A 22,150-nucleotide genomic window follows, 5' to 3' on the forward strand; every position below is an offset into this window, starting at 1 on the left:
ACGAACTGCATGACCTGGTCGTCGGCAGGCGAACGAACAAGCACTTCGGTTCACGATATTGGAGGTCATCACATGGTTGTACGCCACATCACCGGACAGGCGGCGTTGCCGCAGAATCAGATTGCCGAACAGGAAGTCAAGGATCCGAGCGACGCTTCGAAACAGCATCGAAATGACGCCCATATCGGGCATTTGCAACCGCTGGCGCAATTGAAACAGGAAAGCGCCCCCGCGTCGCAATGGAGCAGTGCGACACACGCTGCTACCCGGTTCGCATCGACGCGCTCAAAACGTGACGCTGCGGGGGCGACCGGACCGCAAATCGAGCAGGCAGGTGTCCGCGCGGAACGTTCGGTGCCGAGCACGGCGGCCGCGCCCAGCGGCACGAGCGATACTGATGCCGATAACAAGGCCAATACCCTTCGAGACGCGCAGCAGGCGTTTGAAAAGCAATTTCCGAATGTGCCTAAACCCGTGGATCTGAACAAAATCTATGTGAATACCTATGAGGAGAAAGGCAATCCGCCGACGCGCGTACTTAAGTCATCAGACAGCTTGGCCAATTACATCCTGAAACGAAGCAATGCGGGTGAAAAGGTCAACTTCGGCGAGGTTGTAACGGGCGGGATGTCTTATGGGACGAGTGGCGCAAATGGCGGATTTGCCGACGTCAGCGAGGGACGGACGCGTACCGCTTACGGCATCTTCAACTCGCCCAATGCGGTGGACAGCAAGGACGAGGTCCGCGGGACGACGCCGAAAGAGGTGGAGGTGTTCATCAATGGACTGCCGACAAGCGGGGTGCAGCGCAAGAAGATCGCCGAGCTCGAAAGTCTGTCGGAACGGGCGAACACGGTGTTCGAGCAAAAGCCGCGGCCGAGTCCCTTGGAGGACGCGCAGCACGCGTTTGAAGCGAAGTTCCCGAAGGTGCCGAAGCCGGTGGATCTGAACAAGATCTATGTGAACGCTTATCGGGAGCAAGAAACCCCACCCCGTAGCGGTAAATTCACACGCGAGTGGGTGTCATCTCGCAGCATGGCTGATTACGTCAAGGAGCGATACACCGGTGGCGGGGAGATCGACCTTGGTGGCCATATCGAGGACGGAACTTCTTATGGTGTCTTCAGTTCGCCCGACGCAGGAAACGACGAGGACATGGTAAGTGGGATGACCGCGTCGACAGTCGAGCAGTACATCAAAGGTTTATCGCCGACCAAAGCCAAAGATGTGCGCGACCAGAATGCCAACTACTTCAAGACGCCGGACCGGGATGGCAAGACGCCGGTGCAGAAACTGGGGGAAATCCGCCAGAAGCAGATTCAGGCGGAGGCCGAGTTGCAATATGCGGACGGGACGCTCAGCGAAAAAGGTCGGAAGCTCGTCGAATCGGTCGCGAAGAACCCGACCCAGGCTGAACTCGAGCACGCCTTTCCCAACGAGGATGGGCGCCCGCGCGTCTACACGCTGAAGTTCAACTCGAGCAACAACACCGAAGAATCCGATCCCGACGAGCCGCTCCATGGCCCGATCGTGATGATGACAGCGCATGCCGACAACTATCCGGATGAGAAGGATGTCGTGGTGGTGTATCTCCCCGGACAGGGAATACTGGAATTCGATTCGCTCCAAGCCATGAAGGACCATTTCGCGAAATCGGAGGAGCGCCCGAAACTGCTGGGCTTCGTCTCGGAATGGACCCAGGCCAAGTGGCCGGAGAATGTGACCTATGGGCTCGGCACCAACGAGGTGCCACCGCAGAAGAACCTCTTCGAATATAGCGTTGAGGAGCAAATCAAAAAGCAACGTGGCGATACCGAGTACCGCCTGACGCAGGCACGTGAGCGAGGCGCTGACCTGACGGAGTATGACGGGATCGCGGGCAGTTCGTCGGACGACCTGCGCGAGTCGTTTGACGCGGACGGTGTGCTCACGGAGCGTGACCTCCGTCTGATTGAGAAGAACCGGCCAGTGTGGTGGCAGACAAGCTCGGAGGAGGACAAAGCAAAGCTTAAAATCGCTCAGAACAAAGCCGATGAGCGCGAGAGCAAGCTCGCTGAGCTTCAAGGGCGCATTCCTTCGTTGCAAAAGTATACCGCTGACGAAATTCGCCAGGCATTGCAAGCGGAGTATCCCGGCATTGATCCGGACAAGGTCATGGTTACTGTCACGTACCCCCGACCGTCTGGGCAACTGACAGGGTGGCGCGATACCCAGGGGCCTACTCGGACCGAGCAGGTTTCGCTCACCGAATACGTGATGTACGGCCGATCGTTCGGCAAAAGCGATTTCAAGACAACAGTTGCGGGCGGGCTGTCCGATTTTTTCAATAAACCTGCCCAAGTACTCTCCGAATTCTTTAGCGCCAAGTCTACGAGCGCCGACGCGAAGATTACGTTGGAAAACGGACAGGAAATTGTACTTGACAAGTCCAAGCTGGACGCACTTGCCAAGAAGGTGAACGTCGGCACGAATTACGAAAAATTGCTGAACGACGAATATCTTGGCGTCAACGGAAAGTTCAAGGGGCAGCCGCTGTATGGGGCGTGGAGACCGGCCTATCTTGCAAGAATGGAGGCCGACCTCCAGGAAGCCGAGATGAGAGGCTTAAATAGAGATTTCGACCACGCAAGCGCGCCTCAGTACAAGCGGCCTTCCAAAATGGTGCAGGCGGTACTCGAGGCGCCGGATCCCGAGGCGCCGGATCCCCGCGGGCGGAAGAAGGTGAACGGGTACACCATCCAGACGGAGGCGTTCACTGTAGATATCGGGACAGAAGACAACAAGTTCGGAACGCGCACCAGTCACGCAAGCGTTCCGGTGAACGGTGTGATTGTGATTGCCGCGGGCGATGGCAGAGGGAACCCGTTGCCCACGACGGTCGTGCTCTATACACCGGACGCCCCGGACGGAATAGCGTATCGCACCTTCGACAACCGCGAGAAAATGAAGGATGACCCCATGTTCAAGCGCCCGGAATGGATCGAGTATATAAAGGGCCGCATGCTATCTGGTCAAGTGACGTATAGCGGTTTTCACAATCCAATAACACACGAGCAAGCCGTTGAACAATATGGCGGCAAACGCGTCCGAGGCTCAAGTTTGACTCTTTCAGTGGAGTTGGGCACGAAACCCATCAAGGGCGATTTTACTGATGAGGTGTATCAGAATAACGTTGCCCTGCTCCGCGATAACGTCAAAAATTTCACCGTTACCAATGAAGAAATTGCCCGGCAACGAGCGGATGAAATCGTGTTTGGTGCAGGTGCATTTTTTGCTTTTGCAACGGCTGAATTCTCAGGCCGCTCACTTAATAATGGCGCCAAGAGGTTCTTCAGAGCAGCGAATCCACGCAGACTTCTCTCGGAATTTCCGAAGGGAACGCGTTTCACTGAGAAAATCGGCGCTCCGAACAAGGCCCCAGTTGGAGTTGTGACTCCCAATACGTTCAGCCCTTTTGCGGCATCGTTGAAGGACTATGCAGTCCATAAAAGTTATCTCAAGGGCGCGAAATATCAGAGCAATGGCACCTACCTGGGCATGGACGGCCGAGAATATGTCCGAATCGACAACGCTTTTTTCCGAACGAGCGTTATAGGCTCTGACGACCATGCTCCGCAACGTCGCGTCATCCACCACCGGAACGGCGGCGGCAATCCTATCGAAATCCAACGCATCGGAAATCGATGGATCGTGAGAGCAAATGCGACAGGACCCGGGGGGGCTGGTGGGGCGACAAACCCACAAGACAAATGGACGGCTGATTATTGGAAGAAAGATTTGCCACCAAGCGAACTGAACGCGGCACTAACAAGAAAGAATGATTTCTGGAAAAAATACGCTCAGGATGCGAAGAAGGCGGGGTTTAAGGAAAAAGGCGAACCAAGAACGCTGGGGCAGGTTGTGGATTCCGGGAAAGAGTTGCTTGATGATCTTGAGAAAAAAGGGAAAGATCTTCACCGATTCGAAGCCTATAGGGCCATGGGGAAGGAGGAAGCAAAGGGGATTATGGAATGGCTCAAACAGAAGGATGAGGTCGAGGAATTCATAAAAAATGGGGCCAAGCGACCTGGAGGTAATGGTAAGCTGACTGGCAAAGAATTGAGTGAATACCTGAAATCTGGAAATAGGATAATTCCGGTTAAAAATCATCTTGGGGATTTTGGCCAAGCAAAACGGTATACCCAGGCAGACGTGATCGTGAAATTTACGTTTAAGCCTGGGGCTGATGAGTTGTTATTCGATCCAAAATACATGGCGGTGTCCAGGGGCGGGGGGGATGCGACCATTTCCTTGGTAATGCAAGCCCAAAGAAACGGAAAGTATTACCCGGCAGCGTCCGGCAATGAAGGGGCCTTGGGTGGATATATTGGGGTAAAATCTGAGGCGAACGGGCCATTTAGCCTGTCACTTGGAAATGGCTCCCAGCCTTCACAATTGCTATTTGGGCAATTCGTTGAAAAAATTGAGTTTTTGAATAAAAATACTGGGATGCCGCTGACGCCAGCGGAGCAGCAGGCCTTGTTTTCTTGAAATATTTTTCGCAGTCCGGCTTCAGGGGAAAAGTGCGACATCTCGTAGATTTCTGAACCGGTGCCCGGTCCGATCGGGTAGCCAGGACCGGGTACCAATGGAGTGTCGTCAAGCACAGGGATGGTCGTGCGGAAAGAGCAACCTACAACGTAATCGCTCACAAGCCCGGTCTTGAAGATCAGTTTTTTGGTGCGGATTATGTGGAATTGATGTGAGATGAAAAATGGAGTGAATCTGGCCATTGCGATGCTTTTTGATGGTGCGGGGTGAAGCTCGTTCCAAAATGAAAAGGGTGAAGAGGCTGAATTTCTCTGGTTACGTCGGAATGAAATCGGAAAACCGAGGGGCATTTAAACTGAAGATGGGAAGCTCGGATCCTACGCACCTGCTATTTCAACTCGTCGTCGAGCAGGTCGAATTTTGTAAGGCTCGCAAGTGAGGTATGCAGCCATATGCGTTCCGAAGCATCATTGACCAGCCACGCGTCGGCGCAGGATCGATTGAGCGAGCTGATCGAGCGCGGGAAGCTGCTCGACGATCGCCCGGCTGTCGTTCGCCTTGCCGAACCCTTCCAGGCGCTCGCAAAGCCGCACCATCTCCACTTCGTGGATCATTGCAAATGCCCCTTTGATCCGGTGCAACTGGCTCAAGACCTCGGACATGTCGTGCGACGCGAGTGCCTGATGGATCGAGCGGGTAGACGCTTCAAGCGATTCCTGCAGCCCGCTGCGCATGCTCTCGGACAGCGTGCCTCGTGTCGGATCCGCCGCTCTCGCCGCCGGCGCAGCGGGCGACGACGCTTTCAAATGACGCACCTGCACGCGGATCTCGTGGTCGAGCGCCTCGAGCGACAGCGGCTTCAGCAGCACCGCATCGATTCCCGCGCGCGCGCAGCGCTGCCGCTCCTCGTCCGTGGCATGCGCGGTGATCGCGATGATCGGCACCCGCGCGCCGCGATCGCGCAGGAATTGCGCGAGCGTGTAGCCGTCCATCCCAGGCATGTTCAGGTCGGTCAGCACGATGTCGTAGCAATGCTCGCCGAACAGGCGCAGCGCGGCCATGCCGCCGGATGCGATGTCCGATGCGTAGCCGAGGAGTTCGAGCTGATCGTGGATCAGTTCGCGGTTCACCGGATGATCGTCGACCACCAGCACGCGCGCAACCGCGACATCGGGCTCGTCGGCATTCGCCGCAGGTGCGGCGGCCGCAGTCTCGGCCTCGGTACCCGCGTTCGCTTGCAGCGGCAAGGTCACGATGAAGGTGCTGCCGACGCCCGCCTCGGACGTGCATTCGATCCTGCCGCCCATGAGTTCCGCGAGCCGCTTACACAGCGACAGCCCGAGCCCGGTGCCGCCAAAGCGGCGCGTGATTGATGCATCAGCCTGGCTGAATTCCTTAAACAGGTTTTGCTGCTGCTCCGGGGTCATGCCGATGCCCGAATCGATTACGCCGATGACGATCGGCGAATCGTGTCTCGCCTCGTCTTCCGGATAGACCTCGAACACCACCTCGCCGCTGTCGGTGAACTTGATCGCGTTGCCCAGCAAGTTCGTCATGACCTGACGGATTCGGGTCGGGTCGCCCAGGTAGCGTGGCGCCAATGTGTCGGCGATCATGCAGTCGAACTGGAGCGCCTTCGCCTGCGCGATCGGGGCGAGCGTGGCGGCCACTTCGCGCGCGAGTTCGGCGAGGTCGAAGCGGATCGTCTCGACGGACATCTGCCCGGATTCCACCTTTGACAAGTCGAGGATGTCGTTGATGATGCCGAGCAGCGCCGTCGATGACGACATCGCCGTGTGCAGCCGCTTGCTCTGCGCGTCCGACAGCGGCGAACGATCGAGCAGTTCCAGATGGCCGAACACCGCATTGAGCGGCGTGCGGATTTCATGGCTCATCGTTGCGAGAAACGTGGATTTCGCGCGATTCGCGGCGTCGGCCGCGACGCGCGCCTCTTCGAGCGTGCGCTCGAGGTGTTTGCGGGCCGTGATATCGGTCACGTTGCACAGGAGTACGTCGGCGCCCTGGTACATGGTCCGCACGGCGCTCGCGTGCAGGTCGACGGCGCTGCCGTCGGCGAGCGGCAACTGCACGTCGAGCCCGGTGTCCCCCGCCGTCGCGGGCGGCGCACGTCGGTAGCACTCGAGCAGCCGCGCGTGCAGCGGCGGCTGCGACGCGTCGGTGCGCTCACCCCATGCGCGCATCACGTCGTTCTGCAACAGGATCTCGCCGCTTGTGTACGACAGCAGCGCGAGGCCCGACGGCGCGGTCGACACCATCGTGCGATTCAGGTTCTCGCTCTCGAAAATCCGTTGCGAGCGCGCGTAGGCGGGCGTGAAGACCTTGCGATCGAGCAGGATCACGAACGTCCAGATCACCGCGATCGCAAACAGCATCGCGCCCGCATAGGCGGTCAGCCGCGGCCAGGTCTCGGCGATGATCGTACGCCACGAGAACGCATACAGCAGCATCCAGCCGGCGCCGGCCAACTGGTCGCGAAACACGAGAAAGCCATTCCGATATTGCAGGTCGGGCTTCTTGCCCGCCCATTTCGGCAGCGACGTGTGCATGATCCGGTTCGTGAGCGCGCGGCCGCTGTCCGCCGCCTCCGTGCTCAGCACAAGCCGGCCCGCCGAGTCGACGATCACCGACGCCTCGTCATAGCGGCTGCCGGCGAGGCGGGCGCGCAGCGTGTCGACTGGCACGTCGGTGACGAAATACACGAACGGCTTGTCGTGTTCCAGCCCAGCTTGAACCAGGCTGACCACCTGCTTGCCGCTGAACGGGGCGGCCGCGGGCAGCAGCCAGACAGGATTGCGATCGGTCAGCAGCCGCGTGGCGAGCGCGGATGTGCCCGATTCGCCCAGCACGGGCGCGATGCGTTGCAGCAATGCAGCGGTGCTGCTCACCTGATGCGCTTCGAGCGGGTGGGCGTTCTCCGGGGCCGGCTGGATCGTGAGGAACCGGCCGTCGGGGCTGTAGAAGTAGCCCGACAGCGCGCGCCCTTGCACCTTGGTGTAAGCGCCCACGCGGTAGCTGAAATCCTCCGCGAGGGCAAGATATCGGGCCAGCTTCGTCCGGTCGATCGACGCGGGGAGGTCGCCGAGTACGAGCAACGGGTCGAAGTTGGGGTTGCCTTGCAGCACCATGCGGCCGTGCTGGGCGACGAACGTATCTACGAGGGTCGGATCGGCCGGTTGACGCTGATCCCACACCGATTCCTCATGCACGATGCCGACCTTCAGCGCGCTTTCCCGCGCGGTCAGCTCCAGTTGCACCAGCAGCTTGCGCACGCCGAATTCCGCCGCGCGTTCGGCGACGTAATCCTTCACCAGCGAATGCAGCACGACCGCGGTCACCAGCGCGAACACGAGCGACACCAGCGCGCCGCCTCCGTACAGCATCGCACGCTGGTATTGGTTCAGTGCGTGTGGCCCGGCGGCATCCGGCGCCGGCGTGGCGCGGTGCGCGGGGCCGGTCGAAAGCGGGTCATCCTGGGTGGGCTGGGCCATAAGCGACGAACCGGTCGGACAAGGGGGCAATGCGCCCTCGATTCTAATCGTCCCGGCACCAAAATCAACGCGATGCCATGTCGGCACGATATTTGTCGATTTCTGACATTTGCGAAAGCAGGTTCGTATTGGTCCGATTTCGTTTCGAATCGGTCAAATTGGTTGGCGCGAGGGCGGTCGATACACTCGGTTGAACTGCTGCGGGGCAGCGCGGCGCGATCGCCGATGGACGCGGTGCGTTGAGATTCGACGCGCGCCACCGGTTGCGTGCCGCGGGTGTATTCCGATACGTCGCTGTTCATGTCCGCAGTTTCCTTTCCTTGACTGCGAGGCATTCCGCGATGCGACCGATTCACTCCCGTTTCAGAAATTCATATCGATCCGCACGCGACGTACGCGTACCGATGGGCGCGAGCCGTCGGTTGGCGCTCGGCGTCGTGTCGTGCGCGGTCCTGCTGTTGGGCGTGGCGGGCACACTCGAGGCGTCATCGCAGCGCCAATCCGGCTCGCCCAAGCCGACGCCGGCAGCGGCGGCGGCGGGGGCACCCGACGCGAATGCCCCGCGACCCAACGGTTCAACCGCCCCCCTCGCGCGCGAGTCGGTCCGGCTGACGTTGTTCGATGCCGAACTGGTGGCGGACGGTCGTCAACCTGGCGATCATGCCCCGGCGGCGTCGACGTGGCGTGATGTTCTGTCATCCTATCCGGTCATCGTGTTGTCGCGCGACGATTCGGTACTCGTTTCGATGTGCGGCGTCGAGACCGCGCTGTGCGCGGCCGAGCCGGCCGCGCTTACCTTGACGGCGAGCGCGGCGCCGCAGGCCGGCCCGATGAAGCATCTTGATGCCACGGCCTTCGCGTTGCCGGAAGAAGATTCCGGTGCACGTGCGGGAGCCATCGTGCGCAATCTGGGCGAGACGCTGAAGCACGCGGATCTCCCGCCGGGTGTCGCCGCGCAGGTGCTGCGCATCTTCGAGACGCGTGTGAACCCGCATGCCGGCGCGCACGCCAACGACAGCTACCGGATTCTCTACGAGCGCATCGATCGCGGCAGCGCGCCGAAGCGGCGCATGCAGGTAAGCGCCGTCGAGCTCCGGCTGGGCGGCAAGCTCTATCGGGCCGCGTGGTTTCAGGCGCCGGGGCAGAAGGGCGGCGCCTACTACACGTTCGACGGTCAGCCGCTCGCGGCCGCGCCGTTCGTGCTGCCGGTCTCGCACTACCGGATCAGTTCGTCGTTCGGGATGAGGACCCATCCGGTGCACGGTGAGCAGCACGGTCATACCGGCGTCGATCTCGCCGCACCGGCCGGCACGCCGGTGCACGCGGCGGGCGCGGGAAAGGTGCGATTCATCGGCTGGGAACCCGGTTACGGCAACTACGTCGTATTGCAGCATCCGGGCGGGCATACGACGTGGTACGGCCATTTGTCCGCATTCGAGAAAGGCTTGCGGGCGGGCATGACCGTGACCCAGGGGCAACGTCTGGGCGCGGTCGGCAGTACTGGCACGGCGACCGGGCCGCACCTGCATTTCGAGGTGCGGGCGAAGAACGTGCCGATCGAGCCGCTCGCCTTCATCGCACGCACGACGCCGCAGCCGCTGGCCGGCGAGCAGCGTGTGGCGTTCAACCGCACGGTGCAGGGCGTGCGGACCCAGCTTGCCGCGTTGCCGGCCGTGCTGAACACCGCGTCGGTCGAGCCGCACGCCGGTCGATAGTAACGGGGCCCGTAACAGGCTCGCAACGGCGCGTTCCCTTGACAAACCCCGTCGGCGAGATCGCTGACCGGGCGGTGGCACAGGCCATGGCGCCGCCGCATCGTGCATGCGATGGCCGTTTTCCTTGACTTCCCCAGGCACGCAATCCCGAGAACAAAAAAACCGTCGCCGCGAATTGGAACGTGCGCACGCCCAAATCGCTTCGGCACTTCGCAAAATACGCGATTGATTCGTGATGCGCATGTCCCATCCCTGTACATCCTTTTCCCGACAACCTCACGTGTTGCGCGTGTGGTACGCGGCAAGCGCCGTTTAACAGAAATTAAACATCGGGCGTCAGCATCCTGGATTCGCTTCGTGATGCGGCCCGCGAGGGCGCGATGCCCGTCGCCGCGTCCTATCCCGATTGATTTCGTACCGGTCCGATGTGGGGCGAAACTCGTCCAATTCTATTCGCCCGACCCAATCACCAGAATTCATTGTGTTCACTGGTACATCGATGTGCCAAGCGAATACCCCAATCGTTGCTGGCTGACCGGCTGGCACCAGACTCTTTGACTTAAGGACATTTGCGAAAATGAGTACTGTGAAGCTTGCCGTGGTGGACGGCAACACCATCAATCAAACGCTGGACCTGCGTGCGTCGAAGCAAGGCGCGCCGGCCCGCATCAAGGCCGTGAAAGGCGGCAAGTTCATCCTGGCCGACGGCCAGACGGGCCACGGCCCGGAGAACGTCACGGTGCGCCGTGTCGGCAAGAACCTGCACCTGAGCCTGGAAGGCACGGATCTGGATCAGCCGCAGCTGATCATCGAGGACTTCTACGGCAACGAAGGCTCGCTCGTCGGTCTTGGCGAGGACGGTGCCTACCATGAATACATCTCGTCCGATGCGGACGACGATCAAGCAATCGCGATGCTTGCCGACGGCAATGCGTCGCCGCAGGTGCTGGGCGCGGAAAAACTCGCGGGCTTCGACGCAGGCAGTCTGGTGGCGGGCGCGGGAGCGGGGCTGGGCGCCCTCGGTGGCCTGGGCCTGTTTGGCCTGGCTGCGCTCGGCATGCTGGGTGCGGCGGCCGCGGCCGGCGCATTCAACAAGGGCGATGGCCCGAACAGCGGCGGTGGTGATGGCGGCGACGGCGGCGATGGTGGCGGCGATCGCCCCAAGGCGCCGTCGATCGACAGTGTGGTCGACAACGTGGGCAGCGTCACGGGCCCGATTGGTAGCGGCGGCGTGACCGACGACCGTCGTCCGGTGTTCAGCGGCAAGGGCGAGACGCCCGGTAACCGCATCGAGCTGTGGGATGGCGACAAGAAGATCGGTGAAACGGTCGTGAAGGCGGACGGCACGTGGGAGCTGCAACCTGCGGCGCCGCTGGACAACGGTCCGCACAACATCGTGGCGGTGGAAGTCGACAAGAACGGCAACAAGAGCGAGCCGTCGGACAGCTTCGACTTCATCGTCGACACGACGGCGCCGGACAAGCCGGTGATCGAGTCGATCTACGACAGCGTCGAGCCCATCGGTGCGATCGAGCGAGACGGCCTGACCAACGACAACCGTCCGACGCTGTCGGGCCGTGGCGAGCCGGGCGCGCGCCTGGAGATTTTTGCCAATGGCGAGAAGATCGGCGAGACGACGGTCAACGCGGACGGTACGTGGACGTTCCGTCCGGAGCAGGCGCTGGCGGACGGTCCGCAGGAATTCACGGTGGTGGCGAGCGATGCGGCGGGTAACGTCGGGCTGCCGTCGGACCCGTGGACGGTGATCGTGGATACGGTCGCGCCGGACAAGCCGTCGATCGGCGACGTGTGGGACAACACGGATCCGGCGAACCCGGTGCCGATCGGCGAAGGTGAGCCGACGAAGGACACGACGCCGGTGATCGGTGGTGAAGGCGAGCCGGGCAGCACGATCATCGTGATCGTGGATGACGAAGTGGTGGGTTCGACGATCGTGGGCGAAGACGGCAAGTGGGAGTACGAACTGCCGGAGCTGGGTGAAGGTTCGCACGATGTCGAGGTGATCGAGCGCGATCCAGCGGGCAACGAGTCGGAGAAGTCGGATCCGGTGACGGTGATCGTGGATCCGGGTACGCCGGGTGATCCGCGTCCGGAGCAGCCGGTGATCGATGGCGTGTGGGACAACACGGATCCGGACAATGAGGAGCTGATCGGCGAAGACGGCGCGACGAAGGACCGCACACCGGTGCTGCGTGGCGAAGGCACGGAAGGCGACGTGATCTACGTGATCGTGGATGGCGTTGAAGTGGGTTCGACGGTCGTGGGCCCGGACAACAAGTGGGAGTTCGAACTGCCGCAGGAGCTGGCGGATGGTCGTTACGAGTTGGAAGTGATCGCGGAGCGGGACGGTGTTCGTTCGGAGCCGTCGGAGCCGGTGACGGTGATCGTGGATACGACGGCGCCCGACAAGCCGAGCATCACGGAAGTGTTCGATAACGTGGGTGGGCAGACCGGTCCGCTGAATCCTGGCGACGTGACGGACGACGCGAACCCGAAGGTAAGCGGTACAGCGGAGCCGTTCAGCTGGGTGACGCTGTACGACGGCGATCGTATTGTGGGTACCGCGCAGGCGGACGCAAACGGGAAGTGGGAGATCACGACGGATACGCTGCTGAACGGTCCGCACTCGCTGACGGTGAAGGCGACGGACGCAGCGGGCAATGTGAGCGAGCCGAGCGATCCGTTCAATTTCGAGCTGGTGACCGGCGGCACGCCGACGGCGCCGACGATTCAGAACGTGATCGACAACGAGGGCGACAACGCGGGCAGCAACATCAGCCCGGGCGGCGTGACGGACGACACGCGGCCGACGATCATCGGTACGGCCAAAGAAGGCATGGTGGTTCATATCTACGACACGATCAACGGCGAGAAAGTATTGCTGGGCAGCGTGGTGGCGGGTCCGGGCGACCGGTGGGAGTTCGAGGTTCCGGCTGACAAGGCGCTGTCGGAAGGCCTGCACAACCTGTCGGCGACGGCAACGGACCCCGTGGGTAACGTGAGTCCGGAAACGGGCCTGTACCCGATCGAGGTGGACACGACGCCGCCGAATGCGCTGGAAGATGTGGTGCTGTTCGACGATGTGGGCGACGTGACGGGGCCGATCAACAGCGGCGATACGACGGACGACGACCGTCCGACGTTCTCGGGCCGTGGCGAAGAGGGCGCGACGATCATCATCCGCGACAACGGTGTGGTGATTGGCAGCACGACCGTCCAGGGCGGGCGTTGGAGCTGGGAGCCGACCGAGGCGTTGACGGACGGTCCGCACTCGTTCACCGCGCAGCCGGTGGATGCGGCGGGCAACAAGGGTCCGGAAAGCGCGCCGATCGACTTCGTGGTGGACACGCGTGACGTGGAGGTTTCGATCACGTCGGTGATGGACGACGAAGGCGACATCAAGGGTGCGATCGCGCCGAACGGCGTGACGGACGACACGACGCCAACGGTGATCGGCCATGCAACGGCGCACGGGGTGGTGAAGATCTACGACGGCGAGACGCTGCTGGGGTCTGTGACGGCGGATGCTGAAGGCTACTGGGAGTTCATGGTACCGGCGGACAAGGCGTTGTCGGAGGGTATGCACACGCTGAACGTAACGGTGACGGTGCCGGGTCAGAATGAAAGCAATCCGGCGAGCTTCACGTTCGAGGTGGATACAACTGCGCCGAATGTGGGCACGATCGATGACATTCACGATGACGTGGGCGAGTACCAGGGGACCATCGAGCCGGGCAAGTCGACGGACGACAACACGCCGACGCTGAGTGGAACGGTTGAGCAGAATGCATGGGTGATCATCCGCAATGGCGACACGGTGATCGGCTCGGTGCAGGCAGGCTCCAATGGCCGCTGGGATTTTACGCCGGCAAACCCGCTGCCGGACGGCACGTACGATTTCAACATCGTGGTGCGGGACGCGGCGGGCAATGAGTCGGATCCGTCGGAGCCGTGGCGGGTGATCATCGACACGACGCCTCCGGCGAAGCCGTCGATCGGCGACGTGTGGGACAACACGGATCCGGCGAACCCGGTGCCGATCGGCGAAGGCGAGCCGACGCGGGACCGGACGCCGGTGATCGGCGGGAGTGGTAGCGAGGAGGGCAGTACGATCATCGTGATCGTTGACGGCGAGGAAGTGGGTACGGCGAAGGTCGACGAGAACGGCGAGTGGAAGTTCGAGATGCCGGTCGAGCTGGCCGACGGTGAGTACCAGTTCGAGGTGATCGAGGTCGATCCGGCGGGCAATCGTTCGGAGAAATCGGAGCCGGTGACCGTGGTCGTAGTAGATCGATTTTCCAGCGGGCTGGAGACCTTTGACGTCCCGCGCCAGCAGTTAAGCCCTATTGCAAAGGAAATGCCGAGTGGTCTTAAAATATCGGGTAGCGGTAGCGTTGGGGTTCTTGATAATTTTGGAAACAAAAGTCTTTGGGTTTACACTGGCGAATCGGTTAGGGTTGAATTCCCCATCTCGATAAACGAAGTTTCGTTCAAGCATTCTGAATTGCATGCGCCCGGATATGCTGGGTTCTATAAGGCCGACGGGACTTTTGTCGGTCGGATTAGCCTGGAATGGAATTCTGATTCAAATGACCCTAGTGGGCGCGAAAATTACTATAAGGCGCCAGAAGGTCTGCAATTTGATTATGTACTTTTCTATGCAAGTCTTGAAAATGGACATGATCTTGGGTGGATCGTTGATGACATTGCGTGGGGAACTGAAGTGACGATCCCTGAGTCGCAATCACTCGTGGAAAATAGCGATTTGGATAGCCTCGGCGGCGAAGTGCTCTACCTGTCCGAAGGTGAAGAGGAAGCCCTCGAAGCCGAAGGCTCCGAGCGCATCGACGTACTGAAGCTGACCGGCTCCGACCAGGTCCTGGACCTGTCGAACCTGGAAGGCAAGCTGTCGTCGATCGAGGTCATCGACCTGACCGGTACGGGCGCGAACACGCTGAAGCTGACGCTCGGCGACGTGCTCGAGCAGGGCGGCAAGGACCTGTTCGTCAACGACGGCAAGACCCAGATGATGATCAAGGGCGCCGAAGGCGACGTGGTCGAGCTGTCCGACCTGCTGCCGGAAGGTGTCGACCTCGGCGACTGGGCGCAGCAGGCGGGCACCGTGACGGTAGAAGGCACGACGTACAACGTGTTCTACCACGCGGGCATGAATGCCGAACTGCTGGTTCAGCAGGGCGTGACCACGCATCTCGAGAACCACTGACCTTCAACCCCCGCCCCGGCGGCGCAATCCGCCGGGGTGTAACCGAACTCAACATTGAATCTCGCAAGCGAGCTCGCTTGCGATCAGGAAACTATTGGAACCATCATGAAAGGCATTCAAACCATCAAGCATGTCGCGCTCGCCAGCGCGATGGTGCTGGGCCTCGCGGCATCGCCGGCGTTCGCCCAGCAATATCAGACCGACAACACGATGGCCGTCTCGGCCGCCGGCACGCAAGCGGGCAAGACGTTCGGCATGAGCTACGCGCCGGTCGGCCAGGTCGCGTCGAACCAGGTGCAGGTCGTCTACTACCGCGCGCAAACCGCGGGTAACGCGAAGGCGGCGAACGTCTACGTCGACGGCCACTTCCAGACCGCGCTGCTGCCGAACGGCTACACGTCGTTCTGCGTGGCGCCGGGCAATCATACGATCGGTGCGTACCTGAACGATGCGCCCGAGTATCGCGGCAAGACGCAGAACCTGTTCGAAGCGAACCTGAAGGGCGGCGCAACGTACTTCCTAAAGGTGCAGGAAGGCGGTAACGGCGCGCCGGTGGCGGTATCGCGCGAACAGGCAGAACGCGAGCTGCAGGGCGCGCGCGCGCAAGTGCATGCGCTCTCGCGTGCGGCGACGACGCTCGCGTGCAACGTGTCGGCACCGGTGGCGTCCACCACACCGCAGTACAAGGACTACACGCTGGGCGGCGACATGCTGTTCGCGTTCGGTAAGTCCGGCTACGGCGACATCAGCATGAAGGGCCGCGAGGCGCTGAACGACCTGGTGCGCCAGGTGCGCGCGGAAAACACCACGCTCACGAGCATCCAGGTGATCGGCCACGCGGACCAGATCGGTTCGGACGAGGCGGCCGAGGCGCTGGGCATGCGCCGCGCGTCGACGGTGCGTCGCGCACTGATCGAGCGCGGCCTGCCGGCCGCGAAGATCGAGGCGATGAGCGCGGGCAACAGCGAGCCGGTGGTGGAGGCGTGCAGTGGCAGCCAGCAGCAGCGCATCGCGTGCTATGCGCCGAACCGCCGCGTGGTGGTGCGGGTCGACGCGAGCCGTCCCGCCTGAGCGGGCGCGGGGTCGCTCGTGCCGAAAGGGGCGGGCGACTCCGGGTGGCTGGGCGCGCGTGAGTGCGGGCCCGGTCTGAACGGCGAACGACGATGAGCACCAAACGACCGACCCTGGCAGCGGTGGAGACGCTCGTGCGTTATGCGGCATTGATGGAGGCGGATCAGGCGTCCTTCCATTCCGCGATCAACGAGTACGTGCTGGCTTCGCCGAGCCGCCGGCGCAAGCTGGTGGAAGCGTGGGTCACGTATTGCGAACGGGCGCGAAGCGGTGTGCTCGATGACACACCTTGATCGGCACGGGAATAGCTCGTGCCTATGGGCGACGCATTGCGTCGCCCTTTTTGCAATGCGTTGCGGTACACGCAACCCGTATCGCGAGAGTGCCGCCCGACTGCTCGGGAGCGGCCGATGCTAACCAGGACGAGTCAATCAATGGATATGAAGCATTCTGTCAGGATCTGGATATTCATGGCGTCGGTTTTGCCGTCGGCGGCTTTTGCTTCGTCTCCGCCGGCCTGGATCGAATCGCAGGACGAAATGACGCTGGAATGTGTCAGGAATAGCGAGTTAAGGAACCCTGAACCCGTTGGCGACATTGTGGGATTCGATGATCGCGCGGGATATTCCGTTCTCCTCATGCAGGGGCAATATCCACAAAAGCATATGCGTGGTCAAACCGGTCGTGAACTTTGTTTGTATAACCGTCGCGACAAGATGGCGTATGTCACCGAAGCGGATGCCTTGACAAGAAAAGGAAAGTAACTGCGACGATATAAGGTGCGCGATCCACGACGGTGTGGGATCCAGCGCTTATGTGTATGATTCACGGGCATTGTTGCAACTAATACGGGATGACAGAGCGCGAAATTTCGATGCGAGTTGGAGGTGTCCGGAATTCCGTGTGTGAGACGGGTTGAGATTCAGGCTCCAATGTTGAATCGTTCCGGGTAAAGCGGCGCGAACGGGGTCATGGCGCTCTTGCAATCGTTCCGGGAACCGGTCCACTTGGCCACGACGTCGCGCAGCGCCAGCCAGATCAGTTTGAGCGCGGCCTCGTCCGATAGGAAGTAGCCGCGCGCCTTGATGATCTTCCGAAGCTGCATGTGCAGCGATTCGATCGTGTAGGTCGTATATACAATTTTCCGGATGTCAGGCGCGAAAGCGTAGAACGGGATCACCTGATCCGAGGCCCGGCGCCAGAGGGCGGTAATCTGTGTGATTCACGGACATCGTTTCAACTGATATGACTTTCCGCGTCAACCGAAGCGACCGGTTTTCGGGGTTCCGTGGACATTCGAATTTCCTGAGGGCGACGTAGCAGTAACGACGACGGTGGATCACACTGATATGCGCGGGTTGGGTACCGCATTACAGAGGTCCGTCTCATGAGCCTGCCGCTCTCTAATGGCGCAAATTGGACATACCTTGCCTTGCCTGTTGCCTAGTTGAACCGCGGGTTGCTCGAGTACCGGGCTACGCCGCCTTCAGGAAACTCTCCGTGATGATGCCCATCAATTTGCAAATCCTCGTTGGCGTATCAGGCACTGCGCGGGGACGTCGCCGTCATTGCGAGACGAGCGATGTCCCAAATAAAGCCAACCAGTTCGCGCGCGACGGCGACGATCGTGATGCCGGCGTTCTTGCCGCGCGCTGCCAGCTTGCGGTACCGCTGGCATAACCGAACCTGGGCGTCCCAGGCACGGTCGATAACCACTTTTGGTAGTCCCTCATGTCGACGTTGAATCTGCGGCCCGACGCGAGCTGCATGCCGGTAACTCCAGGCGGCCTCGACCAGCAATTTACGGGCGTAGCTGTTGCCGGTTTTGGTGATGGCTCCCTGGCGTCGCTTGCCGCCGGACGAGTGTTCGGATGGCGTCACGCCGAACCATGCCATGAGCTGACGCGGATGCATAAATCGCGATAGATCGCCAAGTTCCGACACCATGCCAACAGCGGTCAGAAACTGCACGCCCCGCATGGCCTGCAATGCCTGTATGACGGGGTAGAAACGCCAGTCAACGACAGCTTCGCGCAACGCCGCTTCCAGACGATCACATTGGGCAAGCCGATCGTCGATCGTGCGCCGGTGTTCCTCGAATGCCAGTTGCTGCCACGCGTTGCCGAACGAGTAGCAACTGATCCAGCGCTTGTGTGCTTCACTCCAGTCGGCTCGCCCCGTGTAGCGCACGCCGTGCGCGAGCAGAAACGACTTCAAACGCTGCTTTGCCTGACGCAGCTCCTCTCGGACGCTCGCCCATGCTCGTGCCAGATCCCGAAAAGCTTCGTCTTCGACCGTCGGCACATGCACGGCCGACAGATCGTCGGCACGCAGTGCACGCACAAGCTTCATCGCATCACGGCGATCCGTCTTGCCGCGATCGCCAGGTTTGCGGGGTATCAGTGACGGCGCGCACACCATGCACTCGAAGTCGCGCTCCACGAGCTGCCGATACAGGCCATAGCCACACGGACCGGCCTCATAGACGACTCGCACGTGCGGCGCCTTCGACTGCAGCCGCTTGCACAGCCGATCAATCTCCGCTTTGGTCGTACCGATCTTGCCGAGCGATTCGACCGCGCCTGCGTCGACCGCGTATGCCACCGAGATCGACTCCTTATGCACATCCAGACCGACGTACAGCGTGCTATTTTTTTCCATGCTGGCCTCCGTGGTGAAAATCGCCGCGGTGCGGCTTCGGCCCACCGGTGCGGCTCTGGCAGCGATGCTAACCCGCGTTGAATACACCACGCCAGGCCAGCCCTACCTCACGGAAAGTCATACTGCCTAATATGGGACGATGGAGCATCGAAATCTCGATGCGATTACGCTGGGTACGTAGGTATCACGAGACCGGCAACGCCGGTCTCATTTGCACGCGTTGTGGCATCCTCAGGCCAACGCTTCGCAAGTGGCTGCGTCGCTACCAGGAGGCGGGAGAAGAAGGTCTTCGCGCTCAAAGCCGCCGCCCACTGACCAGTCCGAATCGAAAGGTCTCTGACGCAGATAGGGCAACGATTCTTCGCCTGCGGGCGAGTGCAAGGGTACACGGCGGATTCAAAACGAATTGCGTCTGTACGAGCAAAAAAACTATCCCTTGCGACCATTCACAAGGTTCAGTGCGAAGCCTCGGTGAAGCCGTTGGTTCGTCCCAGGAGGCTGGCACAACCGAGGCGCTACAGCCGTCCGATTCCCGGAGATCGTCCAGATGGTCACGATTTTCGTTTCGTATCTCAAAATCTGACTGGTCAAATTGAATGCCCTAATTGAATCGCATATTGTGACAAAACGGCTCGCGAATTTCGGGAAATCAATAATTCCCGCGGCCATCATTCGATATCGTTCAATCGGGGGTGTTGACGTGAAAATCGGATCGACGTCTTATCCATTCGCTGGATCCCATGGCGACTTCAACGCATTGGCTCAACCGCATAAGATGGCGAACGCGACGCCGAATACTGAATCGGCGGCCGATGCGGTTGCGCTACCGCCAAACATCCGCAAGGAGGCCGACGCGCGGCCCGGAGCCGGCGACCTGCTCGCGGCGCTCGCCAGATCGAAACCGGTGACGATCCGCCGGCTAGCGGGCGGAGAAAACGTCGAGGACACCATTCGACGCGAGTCGGACCTCGCCCCGTATCTGCGCGACCAGCAGTTGCTGGAGCAGGCGCACCGCGACACCTGGCCGGACTGGCGCAAGTATGCAAGCGACAGCGACCAACAGGCGCTTGCCGGATATGAACATGCGAAACAGCGAGCACAGGAGGTGGCTGACACGTTGCTGGAGGATGTCGAATCGCCGATGGCATATGGTCGTGGCCCAGCAATCCGGTATTTAAAGGACGCGTTCGGAATCGCTGCGGATCCTGATCTAATTCGGGTTCACGAACAGTACGCGACACCCGCCGGCATCGTCACGCGTGAAGGCACGTTGCTGGAATTTCTGCAGGACGGGCCGCGCGATGCGAGTCGGGGGCCCGCGACCTATTCGGTCGATCGACAGGATGGCGCGAAAGTGCAGCTGACCGATGCGCAGCTGAAACAGACGCTTCGCGAACTGGATGTGCGCAAGGATTTCGGGGGCGTGCTCGACGCGCGTTATCAGAGGCCGGACGTGAAGCACGCGCTGCTTGAGGTGCTCGACAGTCAGATCCGGATGGATGCTTTCAGCGCGAAGATGCGAGGGCATTTGAGCCAGGCCGGATATGACGCCGTTCAGCGAGCGTGTGACCCGGGCGCGAGTGTTACCGGCATGGCATCGATAGTGAGCCTGGGTGGCGTGGCGATCAACCTGCCCACAAAGGGCGCAGATCGCATGAAGGACCTGCTGGTGTTCCGCGAGTCGAATGCGCGAGGCGAAGCGCAGCGCTACGTGCTGTACGCGCCGAGTGCTCCCGACGGAAAGGATTTTCACGAGTTTCACAACTGGCGCGAATTGAGCGCGACTGTCGGCGCGTGGGCCAGCCGGCCGGACGGGCGTCGGTACCTGGTGGATCAGCTCGATCCGGGCAATCGCCGCGACGGCGCGTACTTTTTCCAGGACACCGATTCGCGCGCGAATACCTGGCGCATCGACGAAAACGGGACCGCAACCTGGAGCGAACTGCCGGGTAATCGCTATCGAGACCAATTGGGCGCGGCCGTGGCAGAGAAAAGCCGAACCCGCGTTGCCGAAGCGAAGGCGGGCCCGATCTCACCGGATTGGTACAGACATGCGACGGCCACGGATCGTCAGCAATTGACCCATCTTGCCGATGGCATTCGACTGAGCGGGGAGGCGCTGCTGCGCTCGGCGTTTCCCCGGCAATCGTTTGCCGAATACGCGCATGAGGTCGCCCAGGACAAGGTCAACCGTTACCTACGCGAGAAGGGTTTGACGCGCGCTGTCGACCCCGACACCGTGATGGTCCGCTTCAACGACGGGACACCGCGGCGAAGCTTGACCGATCTGGTCAAATACGGACACGGATCGATCGAGAATCTTGCATACAGGGCGCATTTCGTGTCGACGACGGGCCAGGATCTCGGTGTGTTCAATGCGCCGGTGGCGCATCGCAACGGCGGGCCGCACCGCGCCGATTTTGCGGACTTCATGGCGCCGTTTCTTCGCAAGACGTTTGTCGGTGAAGATTATGTGAATCGAGTCAAGGCCGCGCACCCGACGGATCGGGATCGCACGCTGTATCGAGAGCATATTGTGGGCACGATGCGATACGATGCATTGCAATCAAGATTAAATAGTGGATTGTCCGGGGCCGAGTATGCATCGATCAGGCAGCAGATCGATCAGGTGGCGGGTGGCCAGCCATCGGGTACCCGGAGTCTCCATCGGTTGACGCTCAATGGGCGCCCTGTGGAAGGCACGTATGTGTTCCGCGGGGTCGGCGAAATCGGCAACGCGCGGGATCTGCTCTATACGCCAGGGGCGCCGGACGGTCGCACGTTTCGCCCGTATGGCGATGCCGCGTTTCGCCAGGCGCACGGCGAGGCCGAATCGTTGACCGAGGCGATGCGGAAGTATTACTACGACCGCGTCAAATACACGGACCAGCCGGTGGCCAACACGCGTCTCGCGCAACTTCAGCAAGGCAAGGCGAAGCCGGACAGGCTGGGTGCCGCACAACAGGTGCCGAATCTGAATCACGAATACGACCGCAAGCTGGAACTGATGCTCGATCCGGTCCGGGAGACGACGAAAACGCGCGGGCAACTGATTGAAGACGCCGTGTGGAAAGGCATCAGTTTCGGGGGCACGGCATTGTCGATCGTCTATCCGCCGTCGGGAATCGCGTTTGGCGCGCTGGCGTGGGGCAGGCAAATGCACGATGCGTATCGCGCCTATCGGCGTGGCGATCGCGCGTCGGCATCGCTGCATATCCTGAAAGCAGGGGCGGATGCGCTGGGCACGGCATCCAATGTATCGGATCTCGGAAAACCGCTGAGCGCCCGGCTCGAGAAAATCCGCAAGGTGCTGGGCTTACTGGACGGGCAGCACTTCGGCGGGGTGGGCGACGCGGCCAGGGCACTCGGGAATCTGGAAGGCCGCGGCGCAACAACGAATGCCATTTGACTGGCGCCAA

At 61.1% G+C, this 22,150-nt stretch carries 9 protein-coding genes and 2 pseudogenes; 8 read left to right on the top strand and 3 right to left on the bottom strand.

The window, feature by feature from the left end; genetic code table 11:
• The first annotated feature begins 72 nt into the window (after positions 1–72).
• Entirely contained in the window at positions 73–4,530 is a 4,458-nt protein-coding gene (locus ACV22W_RS28230; protein WP_448022760.1) for a dermonecrotic toxin domain-containing protein, read from the top strand.
• Positions 4,531–4,997: 467 nt separating this feature from the next.
• Here ACV22W_RS28230 and ACV22W_RS28235 read toward each other — a convergent pair whose 3' ends face one another.
• Positions 4,998–8,039: an ATP-binding protein gene (locus tag ACV22W_RS28235; RefSeq protein ID WP_448022761.1), complete on the bottom strand. Its 3,042-nt coding sequence runs from the start codon at positions 8,037–8,039 to the stop codon at positions 4,998–5,000.
• Between the two features lie 404 nt (positions 8,040–8,443).
• On the opposite strand from ACV22W_RS28235, the gene ACV22W_RS28240 reads away from it, so the two are divergent.
• The 5 genes from ACV22W_RS28240 (at position 8,444) to ACV22W_RS28260 (ending at position 16,834) form a co-directional block, all read left to right on the top strand.
• The gene (locus tag ACV22W_RS28240; RefSeq protein WP_448022762.1) at positions 8,444–9,754 is read left to right on the top strand and encodes a M23 family metallopeptidase; all 1,311 of its coding nucleotides are present in this window, start codon (positions 8,444–8,446) and stop codon (positions 9,752–9,754) included.
• 577 nt (positions 9,755–10,331) lie between these two features.
• Entirely contained in the window at positions 10,332–14,999 is a 4,668-nt protein-coding gene (locus tag ACV22W_RS28245; protein WP_448022763.1) for an Ig-like domain-containing protein, read from the top strand.
• A gap of 105 nt (positions 15,000–15,104) precedes the next feature.
• Positions 15,105–16,070 carry an OmpA family protein gene (locus ACV22W_RS28250; protein ID WP_448022764.1) on the top strand — a complete coding sequence of 322 codons (966 nt, stop codon included), beginning with the start codon at positions 15,105–15,107 and terminating at the stop codon, positions 16,068–16,070.
• A gap of 92 nt (positions 16,071–16,162) precedes the next feature.
• Positions 16,163–16,363, top strand: a complete 201-nt coding sequence (locus ACV22W_RS28255; RefSeq protein ID WP_448022765.1) for a hypothetical protein — start codon at positions 16,163–16,165, stop codon at positions 16,361–16,363.
• Between the two features lie 141 nt (positions 16,364–16,504).
• Complete coding sequence (locus ACV22W_RS28260; protein ID WP_448022766.1) at positions 16,505–16,834, top strand: hypothetical protein; 330 nt, start codon at positions 16,505–16,507, stop codon at positions 16,832–16,834.
• Positions 16,835–16,992: 158 nt separating this feature from the next.
• On the opposite strand, the pseudogene ACV22W_RS28265 reads toward ACV22W_RS28260, so the two are convergent.
• Both ACV22W_RS28265 and ACV22W_RS28270 read right to left on the bottom strand, forming a co-directional pair.
• Positions 16,993–17,283, bottom strand: a pseudogene (locus tag ACV22W_RS28265) (transposase); the annotation flags it as partial.
• Positions 17,284–17,609: 326 nt separating this feature from the next.
• On the bottom strand, positions 17,610–18,731 hold the full coding sequence (locus ACV22W_RS28270; RefSeq protein ID WP_448022767.1) for an IS110 family transposase: 1,122 nt from the start codon (positions 18,729–18,731) through the stop codon (positions 17,610–17,612).
• A 158-nt stretch (positions 18,732–18,889) separates the two neighbouring features.
• Here ACV22W_RS28270 and ACV22W_RS28275 point away from each other — a divergent pair.
• Positions 18,890–19,274 (top strand): annotated as a pseudogene (locus tag ACV22W_RS28275) (helix-turn-helix domain-containing protein); the annotation flags it as partial.
• 157 nt (positions 19,275–19,431) lie between these two features.
• A complete protein-coding gene (locus ACV22W_RS28280; protein ID WP_448022768.1) occupies positions 19,432–22,140 on the top strand; it encodes a dermonecrotic toxin domain-containing protein in 2,709 nt (902 codons plus the stop codon).
• Positions 22,141–22,150 lie beyond the last annotated feature (10 nt).

This window comes from Burkholderia sp. AW49-1, assembly GCF_053427845.1.